At 49.5% G+C, this 18184-nt stretch carries 18 protein-coding genes and 1 pseudogene; 11 read left to right on the top strand and 8 right to left on the bottom strand.

The genetic code is table 11. From position 1 onward, the window contains the following. Positions 1 to 41 precede the first annotated feature (41 nt). Complete coding sequence (locus ACFQ1C_RS05580) at positions 42 to 641, top strand: DUF938 domain-containing protein (protein WP_379557610.1); 600 nt, start codon at positions 42 to 44, stop codon at positions 639 to 641. A gap of 286 nt (positions 642 to 927) precedes the next feature. Here the strand turns inward: ACFQ1C_RS05580 and ACFQ1C_RS05575 are convergent, their stop codons facing one another. After that, positions 928 to 2076 (bottom strand): GNAT family N-acetyltransferase, encoded by a 1149-nt coding sequence (locus ACFQ1C_RS05575; RefSeq protein ID WP_379557609.1) that lies wholly within the window; start codon positions 2074 to 2076, stop codon positions 928 to 930. A 325-nt stretch (positions 2077 to 2401) separates the two neighbouring features. Here ACFQ1C_RS05575 and ACFQ1C_RS05570 point away from each other — a divergent pair. From ACFQ1C_RS05570 to ACFQ1C_RS05550, 5 genes and pseudogenes are all read left to right on the top strand, one after another. Next, positions 2402 to 2872 (top strand): annotated as a pseudogene (locus ACFQ1C_RS05570) (NAD(P)-dependent oxidoreductase); the annotation flags it as partial. A gap of 3 nt (positions 2873 to 2875) precedes the next feature. Then, positions 2876 to 3268: an NAD(P)-dependent oxidoreductase gene (locus ACFQ1C_RS05565; protein WP_379557630.1), complete on the top strand. Its 393-nt coding sequence runs from the start codon at positions 2876 to 2878 to the stop codon at positions 3266 to 3268. Positions 3269 to 3689: 421 nt separating this feature from the next. After that, on the top strand, positions 3690 to 3962 hold the full coding sequence (gene hupA, locus ACFQ1C_RS05560) for a nucleoid-associated protein HU-alpha (RefSeq protein ID WP_379557607.1): 273 nt from the start codon (positions 3690 to 3692) through the stop codon (positions 3960 to 3962). Between the two features lie 131 nt (positions 3963 to 4093). Continuing rightward, positions 4094 to 4516, top strand: a complete 423-nt coding sequence (locus ACFQ1C_RS05555; RefSeq protein WP_379557605.1) for a hypothetical protein — start codon at positions 4094 to 4096, stop codon at positions 4514 to 4516. Between the two features lie 11 nt (positions 4517 to 4527). Next, on the top strand, positions 4528 to 4884 hold the full coding sequence (locus ACFQ1C_RS05550) for a sirohydrochlorin chelatase (protein ID WP_379557603.1): 357 nt from the start codon (positions 4528 to 4530) through the stop codon (positions 4882 to 4884). Between the two features lie 84 nt (positions 4885 to 4968). Here the strand turns inward: ACFQ1C_RS05550 and bepA are convergent, their stop codons facing one another. Next, complete coding sequence (gene bepA / locus ACFQ1C_RS05545) at positions 4969 to 6411, bottom strand: beta-barrel assembly-enhancing protease (RefSeq protein WP_379557601.1); 1443 nt, start codon at positions 6409 to 6411, stop codon at positions 4969 to 4971. Positions 6412 to 6530: 119 nt separating this feature from the next. On the opposite strand from bepA, the gene ACFQ1C_RS05540 reads away from it, so the two are divergent. From ACFQ1C_RS05540 to ACFQ1C_RS05530, 3 genes are all read left to right on the top strand, one after another. Continuing rightward, positions 6531 to 6752 carry a sulfurtransferase TusA family protein gene (locus tag ACFQ1C_RS05540; protein ID WP_379557599.1) on the top strand — a complete coding sequence of 74 codons (222 nt, stop codon included), beginning with the start codon at positions 6531 to 6533 and terminating at the stop codon, positions 6750 to 6752. Positions 6753 to 6764: 12 nt separating this feature from the next. After that, positions 6765 to 7841: an AI-2E family transporter gene (locus ACFQ1C_RS05535; protein WP_379557597.1), complete on the top strand. Its 1077-nt coding sequence runs from the start codon at positions 6765 to 6767 to the stop codon at positions 7839 to 7841. Positions 7842 to 8055: 214 nt separating this feature from the next. Next, positions 8056 to 9393, top strand: coding sequence for a sodium-dependent transporter (locus tag ACFQ1C_RS05530; RefSeq protein WP_379557595.1), 1338 nt, complete (start codon positions 8056 to 8058; stop codon positions 9391 to 9393). Positions 9394 to 9516: 123 nt separating this feature from the next. On the opposite strand, the gene ACFQ1C_RS05525 is transcribed toward ACFQ1C_RS05530, so the two are convergent. Together ACFQ1C_RS05525 and ACFQ1C_RS05520 are read right to left on the bottom strand one after the other, a co-directional pair. Continuing rightward, positions 9517 to 10353: a tetratricopeptide repeat protein gene (locus ACFQ1C_RS05525; protein WP_379557593.1), complete on the bottom strand. Its 837-nt coding sequence runs from the start codon at positions 10351 to 10353 to the stop codon at positions 9517 to 9519. Between the two features lie 39 nt (positions 10354 to 10392). After that, positions 10393 to 11148, bottom strand: a complete 756-nt coding sequence (locus ACFQ1C_RS05520) for a 4'-phosphopantetheinyl transferase family protein (RefSeq protein ID WP_379557591.1) — start codon at positions 11146 to 11148, stop codon at positions 10393 to 10395. Positions 11149 to 11269: 121 nt separating this feature from the next. On the opposite strand from ACFQ1C_RS05520, the gene ACFQ1C_RS05515 reads away from it, so the two are divergent. Continuing rightward, positions 11270 to 11794, top strand: coding sequence for an NlpC/P60 family protein (locus ACFQ1C_RS05515; protein ID WP_379557589.1), 525 nt, complete (start codon positions 11270 to 11272; stop codon positions 11792 to 11794). A gap of 204 nt (positions 11795 to 11998) precedes the next feature. On the opposite strand, the gene ACFQ1C_RS05510 is transcribed toward ACFQ1C_RS05515, so the two are convergent. Then, positions 11999 to 13855 (bottom strand): DUF3413 domain-containing protein, encoded by a 1857-nt coding sequence (locus ACFQ1C_RS05510; protein ID WP_379557587.1) that lies wholly within the window; start codon positions 13853 to 13855, stop codon positions 11999 to 12001. A gap of 80 nt (positions 13856 to 13935) precedes the next feature. Further along, positions 13936 to 14163 carry a YejL family protein gene (locus ACFQ1C_RS05505; protein WP_379557585.1) on the bottom strand — a complete coding sequence of 76 codons (228 nt, stop codon included), beginning with the start codon at positions 14161 to 14163 and terminating at the stop codon, positions 13936 to 13938. A gap of 77 nt (positions 14164 to 14240) precedes the next feature. Between ACFQ1C_RS05505 and yejK the strand changes: the two genes are divergently transcribed. After that, a complete protein-coding gene (gene yejK / locus ACFQ1C_RS05500; protein ID WP_379557583.1) occupies positions 14241 to 15233 on the top strand; it encodes a nucleoid-associated protein YejK in 993 nt (330 codons plus the stop codon). A 240-nt stretch (positions 15234 to 15473) separates the two neighbouring features. On the opposite strand, the gene ahpF is transcribed toward yejK, so the two are convergent. Further along, positions 15474 to 17048: an alkyl hydroperoxide reductase subunit F gene (ahpF, locus tag ACFQ1C_RS05495; protein WP_379557581.1), complete on the bottom strand. Its 1575-nt coding sequence runs from the start codon at positions 17046 to 17048 to the stop codon at positions 15474 to 15476. Between the two features lie 84 nt (positions 17049 to 17132). Further along, the gene (gene ahpC, locus ACFQ1C_RS05490; RefSeq protein ID WP_379557579.1) at positions 17133 to 17699 is read right to left on the bottom strand and encodes an alkyl hydroperoxide reductase subunit C; all 567 of its coding nucleotides are present in this window, start codon (positions 17697 to 17699) and stop codon (positions 17133 to 17135) included. Positions 17700 to 18184 lie beyond the last annotated feature (485 nt).

Genomic DNA, 18184 nt, shown 5'->3' with positions numbered 1-18184 from the left:
GGTTATCTGTTTATCGATTCAGCAATGAAGGAAATATCTTGATGGTCGACAAGCCTTTTTCCCAGGCCAGTGAAAACAACAAACGGCCGATTCTGGCGGTGCTGGCGCGGGTGTTTGACCGGCCGGGTAACGTGCTGGAGATTGGCAGTGGCACCGGCCAGCATGGGGTATTTTTTGCTGGGAGTCTGCCCCACCTGCAGTGGCAGCCGAGTGACAAGACCGAGAATATTCCCGGCATGTCGCTCTGGTTTGCCGAGGCGGCTCTGCCCAATCTGCTGCCGCCGCTGGTGCTGGATGTTACCCAGCCGCAATGGCCGGCCGGGCAGTATCGGGGGGTATTTACCGCCAATACCCTGCATATTATGGCCTGGCCCGAAGTTAAGGCCATGTTCGCTGGGTTGGAAAGGGTGCTGGCACCGGGGGCAGCTGTCTGTATCTATGGCCCCTTCAATTACGAAGGGCGCTTTACCAGCCCGAGCAATCAGGCCTTTCACGCCATGCTGCGCAGCCAGACTCCCCATATGGGGATACGGGATATTGCGGATGTGACTGCGCTGGCCGGGCTACATGGGCTAACCCTGCAGGCAGATCATGCCATGCCCGCCAACAACCGGCTGCTAGTGTTTAACTACCATAAGTAGGGCGCAGGCAGCCTGATAACTGATATTAATTTTGGGAAAGCACAAACCTAAGGCCTTCTTCGCCACGGAATCCACGGAACCCACGGAAAAATAGAGATAAGATCTGAAAAACACTGTCATTAGCAATGACCTTATAAAAAGAAAGGGGGTGATCACTTTTCGATCTTGTCTCGCCTCGTCTCGATTTTTCCGTGGCAAAAACATCTTTAGTCTTTAAATACGAGATCCTGACGTTCGTCAGGATGACGGCTTAAAACAAAGCTGGAATCTCCCTAATCCCTAATCCCTAATCTCCACTCTTGAACGGCAATTGTTGCCGGCATTGTGCTTGATAATGGTGCATCTGCTCTTCTTCCCGTCGGCAGTAGTCGGCAATGGCGTCATTGAAGCCCCGCTCGAACAGTTTGAAGTAGCCGTAGCAGAGGCGGGGCTCAAAGCCGCGTTGTAGCTTGTGCTCGCCCTGGGCCCCGGCATCGAAGCGGGTCAGCCCATGTTTGATACAGTATTCAATGCCTTGGTAATAGCAGGCCTCGAAGTGCAGAAATTCCAGCTCCTGTTCGCAGCCCCAGTAACGACCATAGAGGGTGTTGTGTGAGCGAAAACACAGGGCGCCAGCCACCATGGTTTGATCTTGCCAGGCAGCAAATAGCACGCATTGATCCCGGCAGTATTCGCCCCACAACAGTAGGGTTTTCTGGGTGAGGTAACCGTTATGACCGGCCCGTTTCTGGTAGGTGCGCCGATAAAATCGGTAGAACTGTTGCCAGATTTCCGGGGTGAGCGCATCGCCGCTCAGGGTGGTAAAACGGATGCCGCTGCTCTGCACTCGGGCCCGCTCTTTCAGCAAGTTTTTGCGCTTGCGGGAGCTGAACCGGGCAAGAAAATCGTCCATATGGCTATAGCCCCGGTTCAGCCAGTGAAACTGCACATTGACCCGCCGTTGCCAATTCTGGCGTTGTAACGGCTCTTCCAGCTCAGGCTCGCAGAACAGGCACTGGTAGCCGCTGGCGCCGATGCTCTCGCTCAGGGCAAGCAGGCCCTGTTCAAGCCAGGGCATAACCTGTACTGGCTGATAACCGGGTGCCAGGCCCAGTCTGGGCCCGGTGGCAGGAGTAAAGGGGATGGCGCAGACCAGTTTGGGGTAGTAGTCCAGCTGGTGACGCTGGTAGGCCTCGGCAAAGGCCCAGTCGAACAGGTATTCACCATAGGAGTGGGTCTTGATGTAGCAGGGCATGGCGGCAATCAGCTGTCCGTCCTGATACAGGCAGGCATGCTGCACCAGCCAGCCGGTGTCTTTGCCCAGGCTGGTGCCTTCCTCCAGCGCTTGCAGAAAACCGTAGCGGGTAAAGGGATAGTCGTCGGTAAACAGCGCATCCCAGTGGTTGGCGTCAATTTGAGTAATAGCGGGGATAAAAACCAATTCGGGGGAAGGCATAGCGACCTGCTTTATATTAGACACGGCTGTGGGCGAGTATACCATTGTGGGGTTGGATTTGTTCGGGCCCACAAGACCTGCGGGCATTTTGACTGATGATTGGGTAGGGCATGCATAACAGCCGTGTAAACATAGCCGTAAGCCGTAAGTTAAAGATCAAACCGCGCCGGGCGCCCAGTAAAACATAGGGCGGTGTGGTTTGTGTTAGGGGCATCGTTCTTCGTTCGTGGTTTTTGTGGAAAAAAGTGTTTAAGGTTGGATGCGGTATCGCCATATCTATGCGGCATTAGTTATGTGAAATAACACAAAAAACAAAGGAGTAGCAGTAATGAAACTGGCATTTATCGGCTTGGGTGTCATGGGTTTTCCCATGGCGGGACACTTACAGCAAGCAGGGCATCAGGTATGTGTTTATAACCGCAGCCAAGCCAAAGCAGCCGATTGGGCCGAGCGCCACGGCGGTACTTTTGCCGCCACTCCCGCCGAGGCGGTAGCAGAGGCCGATATGGTCATGGTGTGCGTGGGTAACGACGATGATGTGCGCTCGGTTGTCTATGGCGATGAAGGCGTGCTGGCTGGCATTAAAGCTGGCGCCTTGTTGGTCGATCACACCACGACTTCGGCCATATTGGCGGAAGAGTTAGCTGCAGCGGCAGAGAAGTTGCAGGTGCGTTTTATTGATGCACCAGTGTCTGGCGGTCAGCTTGGCGCGGAAAATGGTGCGCTGACCATTATGGTGGGCGGCTCTGAGGCTGATGTTGCGGCGGCGTCACCAGTATTAGCAGCTTACGGTAAAAAGGTGACTCGTTTAGGGCCTGTAGGCTCAGGTCAGCGCTGCAAGATGGTGAATCAAATTTGCGTGATTGGTGCCGTGCAGGGCATTGCCGAAGGTTTGATGATAGCTAAAAAAGCAGGGTTGGATATACCCACGTTAATTGATGTGTTAGCCGGTGGAGCGGCACAAAGTTGGCAGTTACAAAATCGTGCACAGACGATGGCCAATGGTGAATTTGATTTTGGCTTTGCCGCACAGTGGATGCACAAAGACTTAGGCATCTGTTTGGATGAAGCCGAACAACAGGGGCTAAAGCTGCCATTAACCGACCATGTGCACAAGGTCTATGAAAAACTGCTAAGCGAGGGCTTTGGCCGTTGCGACTCAACTGTCGTGATCAAGGATTTAGAGTCTTAATGCACTAAAGGTGCGGTGAATAGTGTAGTGAATAGAGCGGTGAAAATACCAAAACAGAGATCAGAGGCGGCTGGGTAGTCTCTTGCTGCCCGTTTCAAGCACTTCCACGTGACGCTCAGCTTCAGCGTAGTCGGCTGGTGACATATTCCCGGACGGGTTTTGTCGGGCAGGCATAGCTTAAGCGGGTTATTTTGCGCCAAAAGGCGTTTGAGACCTAGAAGCCTCGGTACACCTCGGTTATGCTGCGTTTGTCGTTGGCTGCAGCTTAGCGGTATTTTATGTGGCGGTTATGTGATGTTTTCCGCAGATTTAGCACAAAACAACGGCACTTGATGCAGGGCTACAAGACAAAGGCTTTGCTTGACGCCTAAATTTGAATAGAGTGGGTAACCACTTAATGCCAAGTGAGAAAGGATCCCTTATGAATAAGACTCAGCTTGTTGATGCAATTGCCGCCAAGGCAGATTTAAATAAAGTACAGGCCAAGGCCGCGTTGGAAGAAGTGCTAAGCGGTATCACCCAAAGCCTGAAAGAAGGTGATCCGGTGCAATTGGTTGGTTTTGGTACCTTTAAGGTTAATCACCGTGCCGCCCGTACTGGCCGTAACCCACAAACGGGTAACGAAATTCAGATTGCCGCTGCGAATGTTCCCGCTTTTGTTGCCGGTAAAGCATTTAAAGACGCCATCAAGTAATTGCTTATCAGCTTTGCTTTCTAGCGCATGCTTCCAAACCCGGCCCTCGCCGGGTTTTTTCTTCTATACTTGCTCTTTTAGCTGTTAGGTTATTATTACTTAGTTCAGTCGGTTCCCGCATTTGGGAGGCTATGATGGAAGTGAATACAATTCGACAAATGACAACTCCTTGGGCTGGTGCTCGTGGTTTAACCACTGGGCTAATGCTGACTGAGATACATCAGGATGTGTGGACAGGTCGGCTACTGCTTTCTATGGGCATGCCTATTCAGGCAGATGTTCCGCCTCAAGTTATTTATCAGCTACAGTTTGATCATTTGTTTGGTTATCGCGTGTTAGAAGGTGCCGACGTACTGGACCTAATGGACGATAACGACTCTAACTCAGATAGCCAAATTCAGTTGATTACTCCTTCGCGTTTTTTGATTTGGTTTCACCAGCAAAGCCAAGGCATACATCTGGATGAAGATATTCAGCATTATCGTATTGCGAGTTGGGATTATTGTGTGGATGTGCTGGCAGCACAAGAACCCTTGGTAAAGCGTAAAGTATAAAAAGGGATAATATGAACGGATTTATACTGGTTGCCCACGGTAGTCGCCGAGTGGCTGCTAACCAAGAGATTGCCGCATTTGCACAAAGCTTATCTCAGGCGATGGCAACACGCTTCGATGTGACAGGACATGCGTTTTGGGAGCTTGCTGATCCCAGAATAGGCGAGGTCATTGACCAGCAAATAGCGGTGGGGGCTACAAATATTAAGTTGTTACCGTATTTTCTGGCCCAAGGCACCCATGTGGTGAATGACCTGCCGTCAGTGTTAGAACAAAAACGAGTACAATATCCAGAAGTAACGCTCACGCTATTACCTCACCTTGGGGCATTACCTAATTTCGCCAACTGGTTAGCCGAACAGCTGTAATACGAATAAGAGCCCGATAATGGGCTCTTATTCGTTTATGGCGCTAGCTGAAGCTAGGCGTGTTGAGCTGATGAGATACGGTCGTTATTCTCTTAGTGCTTCCCATTCTGTTTGCTGCTGGCGCAATTGCTCTAGCCTGGCACCGAGGCGGGCGCGTTGCATACTATCTTTTGAGAGATTAGCGGCAATTTCCATTTGGTCCACTGCTAAGTCATAACGCCCTTTTAGCGCGGCAACTTCGGCCTGCGCTTGGCGAAATGCCGACTCATCACTAAGAGGGCGATAAGCTTGTGCTATTAGCTCCCAAGCAAGCAGATTTTCTGGATGACGACGCAGGTAATTATCGAGCAGAGTCGCCGCTTGCTGATAACGACCCGCTTGCAGCATGCTATCGGCCAAGTTAATCATGACCACTTGGTTATCGGGGCGATGTAACTGTGCAGCTTGCAGGCGAGCGATGGCTGCATCAAACCGGTCTTGGCCATTATCAAGATCCGTTAGCGCATCTAATATAAAAATATTATTGGCATGGCGGCGGGCCAAATCGTCCAATATTGGACGTGCTTGATCATATTTATGAATTTTTAAGAGTGCTAGTGCCTGCCCATAACGGGCGGCATCAACGTGCCATTCGCCGCCTTGCGCTGGCTGTTGCTCAAAAAAACGCTGTAGTTCACCGGCGCTACCTCGTTGAAAACGCACCATAACTCTGGCCTTCGCTAATTGAAAACTGAGGCTGTCGGGGTAGCGCTGCTTAGGGTAATCTTGTGCCCGGCTACGGGCCTCGGCAATACGGCTGCTAGGCAGCGGGTGAGTTAGCAACATGGGGGGCGGAGTGCTGGCAAATTGATATTTATCAGCCAGCTTTTGAAAGAAACTCGCCATGGCATTAGGATCGAAGTCGGCATTATGCAGCAAACGTAAACCAATGCGGTCTGCTTCAAGCTCATTGTCTCGGGTATAGTTGATGGCCGATTGCATTTTCAGGCCCAAAGTGGTTTGCAAAGCCGCCATGCCGGCTTGGGGATTAACCACTGCCAGCGCCACCGAGCCCACTAACCCGGCAATAGTCAGTGGGGTACTGCGCGATTGAGATTCTAAATAACGCGCAATATGGCGTTGGGTCACGTGGGTAATTTCGTGAGCAATAACCGACGCCAGTTCGCTTTCGTTATCTGCATATAAAAACAATCCAGTATGCAGTTGCACTACACCGCCTAAAAAAGCGCTGGCATTAATGGTGTCTTCGTTGATCAATAAAAACTGAAACGGAAAGCGTACCGAGTCGGCCTGAGACAATAATTTTAAGCCAAGATCGGTCACATACTCATTAAGCACAGGGTCGTCTATCACGGGCTGATTGGCGCGAGCGAAGCGGGTAAATGCCTGACCAAATCGAGCTTCGCGCTCTATCGACATAGCCGTCACACCTGCGGTGCCAATGTCGGGCAAGTTATTTGCGGCCCCAACGTGTGTGGTGAGCAGCAAAGAAAACACCAGTGCCAACTTGCTGGTATTCAACCCCATGTTAATTACCTTGTTTTATGATGCGCTTATAGCAGAATACCTGCCCCTATTGGGGGTAACAAGCATTGTTTGACGGCCGTAACAAAGGGATAATGCTTTTCATTTTTAGTGGAGCTGCGGTGGAAACATTAGATGCTAGCGCTTGGCGCTGCCCTGTACCGTTGCTGCAGGTTAAATTGTGGCTCAAAGAGGCGCAGGGCGGGCAACAGTTGCAGTTGGTGATGACGGATGCGGGGTCACGACAAGACATTCCCGCATATCTTTTGCGCATGGGGCATTCAATAACAGTGGCGAGCGAAAATGCCAACATGCTGACACTTATTATTACCAAAGCACCATAAGGAATCATTTGCATGCTGGATGTTATTAAGCACTGGTACCGGCAGCGGTTTACCGACCCCGGTGCCGTTGCGCTATTTTTAAGCCTGCTGTTTGGCTTTGTGGTGGTGTATTTTCTTGGCCATATATTGGCGCCGTTTTTTGTCGCCGTCGTAGTGGCTTATTTACTGGATTGGCCGGTTACTCGCATGCAGCGATTTGGCTTAGGCCGAGTGTTGTCTGCCGCAATAGTACAGCTATTATTTGCTATTTTGGTGGTGTTATCACTGATCAGTATCGTGCCGACGTTTTTAACGCAAATGGCGAACTTGGCGCGTGAAATACCCACCATGATCAGCCGCACTCAAGAATTATTGTTAACGCTGCCCGAGGAATACCCAGAACTGGTCGATATTACCTTGATCCAAAGTGTGCTCGACGATTTACGCGCCCGTTTGCTGGGTTCGGCAGATGCGATTTTGAGCGTGTCGTTAAATTCATTGACCAATGCGGCAGTCTTGATGGTATATGCGCTTTTGGTGTCGGTGCTGGTGTTCTTTATGTTGAAAGACAAGCGCCAGTTGCTAAACAGCACCAATCGTTTTTTACCGCGCAATCGTGAGTTAGTTACTCGGGTGTGGCGAGAAATGAATGTGCAAATCGCCAATTATGTACGTGGTAAAGTTATTGAGATTTTAATCGTGGGTAGCGTGAGTTACCTCACCTTTATGTTGTTAGACTTGCGCTATCCGTTGTTACTGTCAGTGCTGGTAGGCTTTTCAGTGCTGATACCCTACATAGGGGCGGCAGCGGCAACGGTGCCGGTGGCTATGGTGGGGCTATTTCAATGGGGCTTTACGCCGCCCTTTTTATATCTGATTATAGCGTACGGTATTATTCAGGCGCTGGACGGTAACGTACTGGTGCCAATTCTGTTTTCGGAGGCGGTCAACCTACATCCCATTGCCATTATTATGGCGGTGCTGTTGTTTGGCGGGCTGTGGGGCTTTTGGGGAGTATTCTTTGCCATTCCGCTCGCCACACTCGTGAAGGCGGTGGTCAATGCATGGCCTAGGAATGAGGATCCGGCGGTGTTAATAGAGAAGACATAGCTTTAAGCGGTCAGCGGTAAGCTATCAGATAAGAACAACGGAAAAAATAGTTACCGCTTTAGCTGGCGAGTCTGGGTTTCAGGTACTCTGCTTCCTTTTAGTACTTGAGTTGTCTGTGAGTAATGCTGACCGAACACTCAGGGTTATAAAAAGAGGCTACCCAGTTGCCTCTGGGCTAATAAACAAAACTAATAAAAAATAGAAGGACGCTACAGTGAGAGAACATTTCGGCTCGCGCTTCGGGTTTATTATGGCGGCAGCCGGTGCCGCCGTGGGGCTGGGCAACATTTGGGGATTTCCGACACAGGCAGCCAGTAATGGTGGCGGGGCGTTTTTAATTGCCTACCTAGTGCTGGTGATGCTGCTCGGTTTCCCCATGCTGGTGATGGAAGTAGCCATTGGTCGTTTTGGTCAAGCAAACCCAGTGGACTCCGTTCGTAAACTGGGTCGTAATCCGCTGCAAAAATTTATGGCTTCCTTGGTCGGCTATGCGGGTATGTTGGTACCCAGCCTAGTGCTCTCTTTCTACGCCATAGTAGCCGGCTGGCTACTGGCTTTTTTAGCGGCGGCCGTCACCCGTTTGCTGGGTTGGGAGCAAGCGACGAGCTGGCTACAAGACTTTGGCTTAGCTCGCAACATAGTAGGTACGCTGGTATTTTATCTGTTGACGATTTTGGTGGTGCAGGCTGGCGTGCGTAAAGGTATAGAGCGTTGGTCGGCACGACTAATGCCCGCGTTGTTTGTGTTGTTCTTACTGCTGTTCTTTTATATTTTGACCCAAGACGGCGCCATGATGGGGCTGAAGCATTACTTAGTGCCTGACTTTAGCAAGGTGTTTGAGCCAGGCTTGCTGATCAGCGCCATGGGGCAGGCGTTTTTCTCGCTGACCATTGGCGGCTGCTCTATGCTGATGTATGGCTCGTACTTGAGTAAGAAAGAGAATATTCCTCGTACCGCTTTGCAGATAACCTTGCTGGATACCGGAGTGGCTTTTTTAGCGGGGCTGGTTATATTGCCGGCCATGTTTGTGGCCATGAAAAACGGTGTGACCATTTATGCCGATGACGGTAGCTTGCTGAGCTCCGACACCTTGGTGTTTGTGGTACTACCTGCGTTGTTCGACACTATGGGTCCAATAGGACTGGTGATGGCGTTGGTGTTCTTCGTATTAATGGGCATTGCGGCGCTAACGTCGTCGATCTCTATGCTAGAAGTGCCGGTGTCTTACAGCACCGAGCGCTTTAACATGCCGCGCCCACAGATGACGTGGCTATTGGGTGGCTTGCTGGCGTTAGTGAGTGTGATTATCTGCTTGAACTTTGGTAATTTGTTTGGCTTTGTTATTCGCCTGTCGACGCAACAAATACAGCCGTTAGTGGGGTTAGGCTTCGTGTTGCTAGGCGGCTGGATGTGGGGCCGAGCCAAGCTATTTGAAGAGCTAGCACAAGGCACTCCTGAACTAGCCAACAGTACCTTTTGGAAGATTTGGCCTTGGTACGTGCGCATTGTCTGCCCGCTGCTGGTTATTCTGGTCATCGCCAGCAGCTGGTGATGTATCGCACCGATCGCCCAGCTGGATAGTAATGCCAGCGCAGAACCATAAAAAAGCCCCGAACTCACAGGTTCGGGGCTTTTTCTTTAACTGACAGCCTAAAGCTGATGGCTTACCGCTTTTTTAATAAAGCATGCTGTATAGCTTGCGGCGATAACGAGAAGCGACTGGGTCGGCTCCCATGGTGGTGAGCATGTCTAAAAAGTACTTTCTGGCGTCACCAAAGGCAAGGTCAATTTGTAATACTTCAATCAGCAACTGCAGCGCTTCTTCTTGTTTACCTGCCTGAAATAACTGCACGGCTAACTCTTCTTTAAGCGGCAAGGACTCAGGTTCTGCCGCCAGTTTTTGCTCCAACTCGCGCAGTTCTGGGCTGTCGGCGGCTTCTACTGCTAGCTCTAACCGGGCCAGAATATGCTGATATTGCTGATCTTGATCCGCCATGCCGATAGTGGCGAGCAATTGCTTGGTTTCTTCAAGCTTATGCAGCGCTAATGCGCATTCAGCCAAGTAAAGTCGAATGGTGGCGCTGTCTTCTAGCGCGCGAGCTTGTTGCAATAAATCGTAAGCGGCCTGTGGATCCACACCCAACATTTGCTTAGCCTGAACGAGTAACAACTCGGCTTCATTAGGCTGATAAGGCTTTAAAAATTCGGTAATCGCACTCTCATCCTGAGGGCCTTCCAGAGCATCAACGGGTTGCCCCTCTTTAAAGGCCGCCATCGCCGGCAGTGCGCGCAAACCTAGCTGTGACGCCAAGCTTTGCAGCTGAGGATCTCCAACGTCCACTCGAGCTAAATCAATATGCTGGTTGTCGGCACCAATTAATCGCTCTAACACCGGCACCATCATTTGGCACTCGGGTACGGCTTGCGCATGGAAAAATACAACCACGGTTTTGCTATTGGAGGCTTCAATTAGTGCCTGCTGAAAATTCTGCACATTAATGTCAACGATCATAAAAAGGAATCTCGCTCAGGAAAAAGTGGATGTAATTATCTAAACGTATTTAAACGACTGTATACCTAAATTGGGTTGCGGGCCGATAATTTCAAGCTCAAAAGGCAAATCAGACACGTTAAGCAACTCTATACAGGTGCTCTTTGTGGTGGCGTTTTTAGCGTCACTCTTTGTGTGATTAAGAGCCAGCGTCACTCGGCTTTGCTGATAGCAGTATTGATGTAACTGATATTCGGTGTCGTTAAAGTGGGCGATATCTTCAAAAGGCTGCCAATGCACGGCGTTTAAGTTATTTGCAATACCACCGCCATGGGCTTTTAGTACGGCTTCTTTGATGGTCCATAACTGCAAAAAACGGTCTGAATTGTCTGTTTGGCTAAGCCTGATTTGCTCATCGGTGGCAAAATAACGCCGTGCTAAACGCTGTATTTGTGCGCTGGATAACCGGCGGCTTTCTACGTCGATGCCTAATGGCCCTTGGTTACCAAATGCCAGCGCTAATAGGCTGCCGCTGTGGCTGATATTAAAGTGCCAATCAGGCTCCAAAAGCTGCGGCTTGCCTTTGCTATCAACATGAATATGCACCAGCTCGGGAGCTTGCTGTAAAGCGAGGGCCAATAATTGGCGTGATAAGTAGCGACCTAATAAAAAGAGCTTCGCTTGCTGAGCATGCTGCATGTTGCTGAGGCGAGCTTGCTCTGGCCCCGAGAGCAGGCACTGCGCATTCATGGGTAAAATAAGGTGATTAGCATCACATATTAGGGCGCGGGTAAAAATAACCTTGTTTTTACTCATATTATTTTTGCAAACTCCCTATGTTCTGCTCTACTATATTTCTTTTCGGATGCCATTATTCTCATTAATCACTACTCTTATTAACACCCATTTTCACTTACCGTTGGTTGCCATTATTCTTATGAAAAAGGTAATTCTTCTTAGCAGTTTACTGGTGCTTGCCGGCTGCAGTAGCACAACGCAAGAGTCAGGTAAAAAAAAGGCTGGTAAACAGCCGGTTTCTTCCCTGACTTACAGCGTTAGCAAAGGCTCCATCAAATCTAAATCTAGGCTAAATTCTGTGCATAGCTTGCAGCAGGCTTATCAACGCTGGCGTGGTGTGCCCTATCGCTTTGGTGGTACGGATGGCGATGGAATGGATTGCTCTGCGTTCACTCAAACTATGTATCAAGAAGTATATGATATGTCTCTGCCGCGTAGTACTTACGAACAGGTTGAGGTAGGTCGTCCCATCGCTAAAGATGAACTACAACCGGGTGATGTTGTCTTTTTTCGCACCGGCCGCTCTAGTCGCCATAACGGCGTGTATGTTGGAGACGGTAAGTTTGCTCATGCCTCATCTAGCGTCGGCGTCACTATTTCTCGCCTAGATAACGTCTATTGGCGCAGCCGCTACTGGCAAGCTCGCCGGATGATTGATGACTGAAAGTAGAGCTGAAAGCCGTCAGCTGTAAGCGATCAGCTAAAGAAAAACCCTACCACCATACACTGTCTTTCTCCGTCTTACCGGGCTCGCCCCGGTATCTTGTACTTAGCTAAAAGCAGTCCAATACTCTTCGCCATAAAATATGGCTCCTACAAAACCGAGCACTCTTCTGACAGCTGAAAGCTTATCGCTGACCGCTGTATCTTAATCCCCTTGAAAGCGATTTAAATCGCTCATCACCTGCAGTAATAAAGACAATTCAGGGCTGTCGTCAGACTCCTGACTATAATCTTTAGCCCGCAATAATTGCATGTCACCGCGGCGGTTAAACAAGGTGATATCTTGGCGCTGATAAATCGCATATTCATCTTCGTCGGAAGCGAGCCGCCAGCGTTCAACATCTGCTTTAAATAATGACTGCCCAGTGCTGTAACTACGCGACGGGTTTTTTACGCCTAACGCTTGGCGCATCAAGGTTGGAACCAAATCCAGCTGGCTGGTGGGATGATCAAAATGTGCCGGTTGCAACTGACCTGGCCAGCTAATAACCAAGGGTACCTTTAGCTGAGCCGGAGAGTAAGCATTGCCGAACCCCCACGTATTGTTGTCGTTATCGTTAAACTCCATGCCATGACCAGAGGTAACAATGATCAACGTGCTGCGCTCATTGGCTGGATGCTTAAGTGACAATAAATTACCCAGTAAGCGGTCGGTATAAAATACCGAATTACGATAGCTGTTGAACAGCGCGTCTCGCTGCTCATTTTGATAAGACTGTGCGGGGTTCAACTGCTTAATAGCAGGCTGAAAAGGCCCCTCAGCATGTTCGGGTAAGTCCAAGGAATTAAGTGCATCTAAGTAGACAAATGAGAACCAAGGGCGCTCGTCATTTTGTTCTGCCTGCCAAAGGCTAAAGTCGGCCACTGCTTGACGGTCCCCAGCAGAGCCGCCGGGAGCTTCGGTAAAAGAGCGATGGCGTAAGCTTGAAAAAATCGCTTTATTATACAATCGCTTATCTAGCCCACCGCTAGCGAATAGGCCAAATCGGTAATCTTGGCGTTGTAATTCATCAATGAGCACTGGCGCCATGCTTTCTTGCTCAACGTCGCGCTGATAGCGGCTTGGCAAACTATAAAATAGGCTGAATAGCGCCGACTCCGTCTGATTACCCGCACTTAAATGATCGTTAAAGCGTACGTGTCGATTCGCAAAACGATTCAGGTTTGGCATGGTAATGGCGTCTAGCTGATCGGCCCGCAGGCCATCGGCTACCACCAGCAAGATATTGGGAGCCATATCCGGTGCACTGACCGTTAATGGGCGCAGCGGATAATTCATTTTACGTGTGGGCTGTTCGGCAACTTGCTGAGAGAGTTGTCGATACTGATCTTCGTCCAACCAGCCCTGCTTTATAAGGAAGCTTTTCGCCGTCATGGGGTAAGAGAGCGGAAAGTTGGCTTTTTGCTCAGTAATCGGCGCATATACCAGCGCATCAGCCCAAATATGCATGCTATGAGTCAGAAAAAAGCACACCAGTAGCGGCAGAGATAAGGGTAGGGTCAAAGAGCGTCGGCGACGCTGACTCCAGCGCCATAACCAAGACGCGAGCCATAGTTCAAACAAAAATAGCAGCGGCACCCATACAAATAACCACCCCCAACCCGAAGCTTCTTCGGTTTGTGCTTGCTCTAACAGCAAGCGCCAGACGGTGGGATTAAGGTGGAATTTGAATAAGCTAAATACTTGGGTGTCGACCAATAGCAGCGTGAGAGCCGCCGTGGCAATAGTTGCTCCCATTAGCTGTACAGCACGCACCTTGGGAAACAAAAACGTCAGCGGAAAAAGCGTGAGTAAGTAGGTGAAAAAGGTAAGAAAAGCAAAGTGCCCGGCCCAGCTGACCAGCATATACAACACGCCCATGAGCGTATCGGGCCAGCCCGCGATCAGCAAATAGCGGCTTGATACTGCCATGGCAAGCAGCACATTGACAAACACCAGCCAATGTCCCCAGCCGATGAGGCGGGAAACATTGTCGCGATAAAGGTTACCAGTTTCGAGCATAGTTCAGCATGATTCAACTATTTGGGTTAACACTCATGACGGCACATCGCCATGCAAAGTGTTTAACAGTAAAAAGGCGCTCAGTGAGCCCCTTTCTGCGTATCCACCGAGGAGGTAAGCACTTGTGCAAACTTGTCGGCAATGGCCTTACGCTGTCCCGGTGCTATCTGATGATTAATAATGTGGGTCGCTAAGTTTCCCAGTACCATTAAACGCAGATCGGCAGGAGCACGTTGCTTATCCATTACCGCTTCTAGGTCGCTTAACAGCGTATCAAATTCTTTCTCGTACTTCGAAATAACAGGCATAGGCGTTCAATCATGTATCTTAATAACAGGACGGCTATAATACCCCACCCCTTCTGGCAACTCTACGGCAATCTGTTATGAGCTTGGATATCGAACACATCATAGTACATTCTCTGTTTCTCGATGAGCAGGGGCAGACTCAACTGGTTACGCGAGAGCAAGAGCTGGATACCGGACCAGCAGTTAATCACCTGATGAGCGAATTACATCACATTTACAACACCAAGGCGGGCAAAGTATTTGGCTACTTTAGCGAAGAAGATACCGGTTTTCGTGACTTGGTACGCCGAGCAGAAGACGAAAGTTTAAGCTTCGCGGCTTTTAGCCATCAAGCGTCACAGCGATTGCTGGACGAACTCAACCGATTGGAGATGAGCGAGCCCGGCGTACTGTTATTTGTGCGCTACCAATGGCTGGGAGCTCACTACTTACTTATCGCTCTGATAGACAATAAAGACAGCGTGACCGTGACCGATAAGCTGGATGTTAGCCATGCGAGTTATTTAGACTTGGGCAAGATGCAGCTGGCGGCACGGCTAGATTTAACCGAGTTACAAACTCGTCCCGACTCACGCCGTTACTTCTCCTTTATTAAGGGACGTGCTGGACGCAAAGTATCCGATTTTTTCTTAAACTTTCTGTCTTGTGTCGAAGGCATGGACCCTAAGGTGCAAAGCCAAGGACTATTAAAGGCGGTGGATGAGTTTTGTGAAACCCGTCAATTAAGTAAAGAAGAAAAACAAGACAGTAAGGCGCTGGTCAACAAATATTGTCGCGAGCAGCTTAAAGAAGGGGAAGAGCTGGAGTTGCGTGAGCTATCCGCCGAGCTGGGCACCGATAACGACTTGGACTTTTATCAATTTGTGAGTGAAGAATATCAGCTAGAAGATAAATTTCCGGTCGACCGCTCAGCCCTTAAAGGGCTCACCAAGTACGTGGGCTCCGGCGGTGGCTTAACTATCAGCTTCGATCAAAAGCTGCTAGGCGAGCGCATTCAGTACGACGAAAATACCGACACCTTAGTCATTAAAGGCCTACCGCCTAACCTAAAGTCGCAACTGCTTAAGTAAGGCTAAGGGCTAAAGAGTTTTTGCCACGGAATCCACAGAATCAACGGAAAAATTAAGCCGAGATAAGATTGAAAAGGGATTTTATTGGTAAGAGCTAAAACCTATGCAAAAAGTGATAGGCGAAAAAGAGCGGGATATGTTGCTTGCTTGATGCCTTTTCTTACCGCTCAAGCTGTAAAAAACACCGAACCCTTTTGGTTTCGGTGTTTTTACGTATGGCGTATGGCGTAGCGCTTTATCTTAAGATCGGATCAAATGATCAAAGGCACTGAGAGCGGCGGTGGCACCGGCACCCATGGCTATAATAATTTGCTTATGGGGTACTGTAGTGGCATCACCGGCGGCAAATACGCCGGGCAGTGAGGTAGCGCCTTTGGCATCGATGATCACCTCACCAAAGCGAGTTAGCTCAATCGCTGAGCCTTGTAAAAACTCGGTGTTTGGCACTAAACCAATTTGCACGAAGACTCCTGCTACGGCTAAGTGCTGCGTTTCACCACTTTTACGATCTATATAGTGCATGCCACTGACTTTTTGGCCGTCACCCACCACGTCCGTGGTTTGTGCACTGCTAATAATCTCGATATTAGGCATCGAGCGGGCTTTACGCTGCAATATCTCATCGGCACGCAAGGTATCGGCAAACTCCAACACGGTAACGTGCTCTACTAAACCGGCTAAATCAATGGCCGCTTCAATGCCCGAGTTACCGCCGCCGACCACAGCCACGCGCTTACCTTTAAAGAAAGGGCCGTCGCAATGTGGGCAATAAGCCACGCCTTTATTACGGTATTCCACTTCACCGGGCACGTTCAGCTCACGCCAGCGGGCACCGGTGGCCAAAATAATGGCTCGGCTTTTTAGTGTCGCTCCATTGGCAAGCGGCACCTCTAGTAAGTACGGTTGTGCTGCATCGCTAGCACGTTGCTGAATGCCGGCTGCGCGCTGTGCGGTAATAATATCGACACCATACTCTTTAACATGCAGCTCTAGGCTGGCTGCTAATTTAGGGCCTTCGGTGTAAGGCACAGAAATAAAGTTTTCGATGCCCACCGTATCGATCACCTGCCCACCAAAACGCTCGGCGAGTAGACCGGTACGAATGCCTTTACGTGCCGCATAAATAGCGGCCGCAGCACCCGCAGGGCCACCGCCCACTACTAATACATCGTAAGGGTCGTTTTCATCTAGGTTGGCTGCTTGGCGCTCTGCGGCACCGGTATCAATTTTGGTGACGATTTCTTCTAAGCTCATACGGCCTTGGCTAAAATGCTCGCCATTTAAATACACAGCAGGCACCGCCATAATATGGCGTCGTTCTACCTCTTCTTGAAACAGTGCACCGTCAATCATCACATGAGTGATGTTGGGATTAAGGGTCGCCATCAAATTAAGTGCTTGCACGACATCGGGGCAATTTTGGCACGACAAAGATATATATGTCTCGAAATGAAACTCGCCTTTAAGGTTGCGAATTTGCTGCTGTAGCTCAGCACTCACTTTAGAAGGGTGTCCGCCAGCTTGCAGTAACGCCAATACTAACGAGGTAAATTCATGGCCCATAGGAATGCCAGCAAAGCTTACCCGTGGCGCTTGGCCTACGGGCGCTATGCTCATGCTGGGTGAGCGTAGCGCAGGTACTTCTTTTAGGTTAATGCGGGTAGACAGCTGGCTGATTTCTGTCGCCAACTCTCTTAATTCGGTCGTTTTTGCTGTTTGATCTGAGTGGTCGCTCAAGGACACGCTGATCTCGATGGGCGAGACGATGTTCTGTAAGTAAGCATCCAATTGTTTTTTGAGGTTAGCATCTAACATAGCGGTGTCCTGTGCTGAAGGTAAGAGGACTCGGCTGGCGGTCTTGGCCAGCCGAGCAAACGTTAGGGAGTAATTAAGTCGGTCTTAGATTTTGCCTACCAGATCCAGTGAGGGAGCGAGAGTGGCTTCACCTTCTTGCCATTTAGCGGGGCACACTTCACCTGGATGCGCAGCAACATACTGGGCAGCTTTGAGCTTGCGCAGTAAGTCAGCTGCGTTACGGCCAATCCCTTCAGCAGTGACTTCAACCGCCTGAATAATGCCTTGTGGGTCAATAATAAAGGTGGCTCGGTCCGCCAGGCCTTGGCCTTCACGCATCACACCAAAGTTATTGGTAATAGTGCCGGTTTGGTCGCCCACCATGTAGTACTGAATTTTACCAATAGTGTCTGAACTGTCGTGCCACGCCTTGTGAGTAAAGTGGGTGTCGGTTGATACCGAGAACACTTCTACGCCCATTTGTTGCAGCTCGGCGTAATGGTCGGCCACGTCACCCAGTTCGGTGGGGCATACAAACGTAAAGTCCGCAGGATAGAAGAAGACCACCGACCACTTACCTTTAAGGCTTGCCTCAGTGACTTCAACAAAGTGTCCCTGATGAAAGGCCTGAGCGGTAAAAGGTTTAATTTCAGTGTTAATAGCAACAGTCATGTTAGTTCCTTAATGTGTTAGATAGGTGTTGTGCTGTGAACGGTTATCATCATAAAGGCTGACATTGGCTAAGTTAATTCGTTGTTTTCTATCTTGGTGATAGGCCGTGACTATCAATCTGGTTTTGTTAAAGGTTGGAGAGTGGCTATACAGAGAGAAAGTAGGCTGAAATGGTAAAGCAACGACAAACCGTGATGCTGCTCTAAAGAAGAGGCTGGCTTGGGAATTATTTTGCGATCGCAAAATAATATAGATAGAAATCTAACACGACTGCTATGACAGGCTCAGCTGTAAATATAGCGACTACTAATATCAAGATAATCAAAAGTTAAACGTGAGAGTTAACTTTAGGTTTGCGACATTCAATGTACTTAAATAACGTAATTATATTACATTATTTTTTCTGTAATGTGGCTGGCTGTTAGATGGGGCCAGTGTTGGCAAGGGTTTGGGCCATTATGCTTTAGTTTCAAGTATTGTCTGTT

Source organism: Oceanisphaera ostreae (genome assembly GCF_042676125.1).
Taxonomy (GTDB): domain Bacteria; phylum Pseudomonadota; class Gammaproteobacteria; order Enterobacterales; family Aeromonadaceae; genus Oceanimonas; species Oceanimonas ostreae.
The sequence above is the reverse complement of the archived record's forward strand: the minus strand, read 5'-3'. Positions and strand labels throughout refer to the sequence as shown.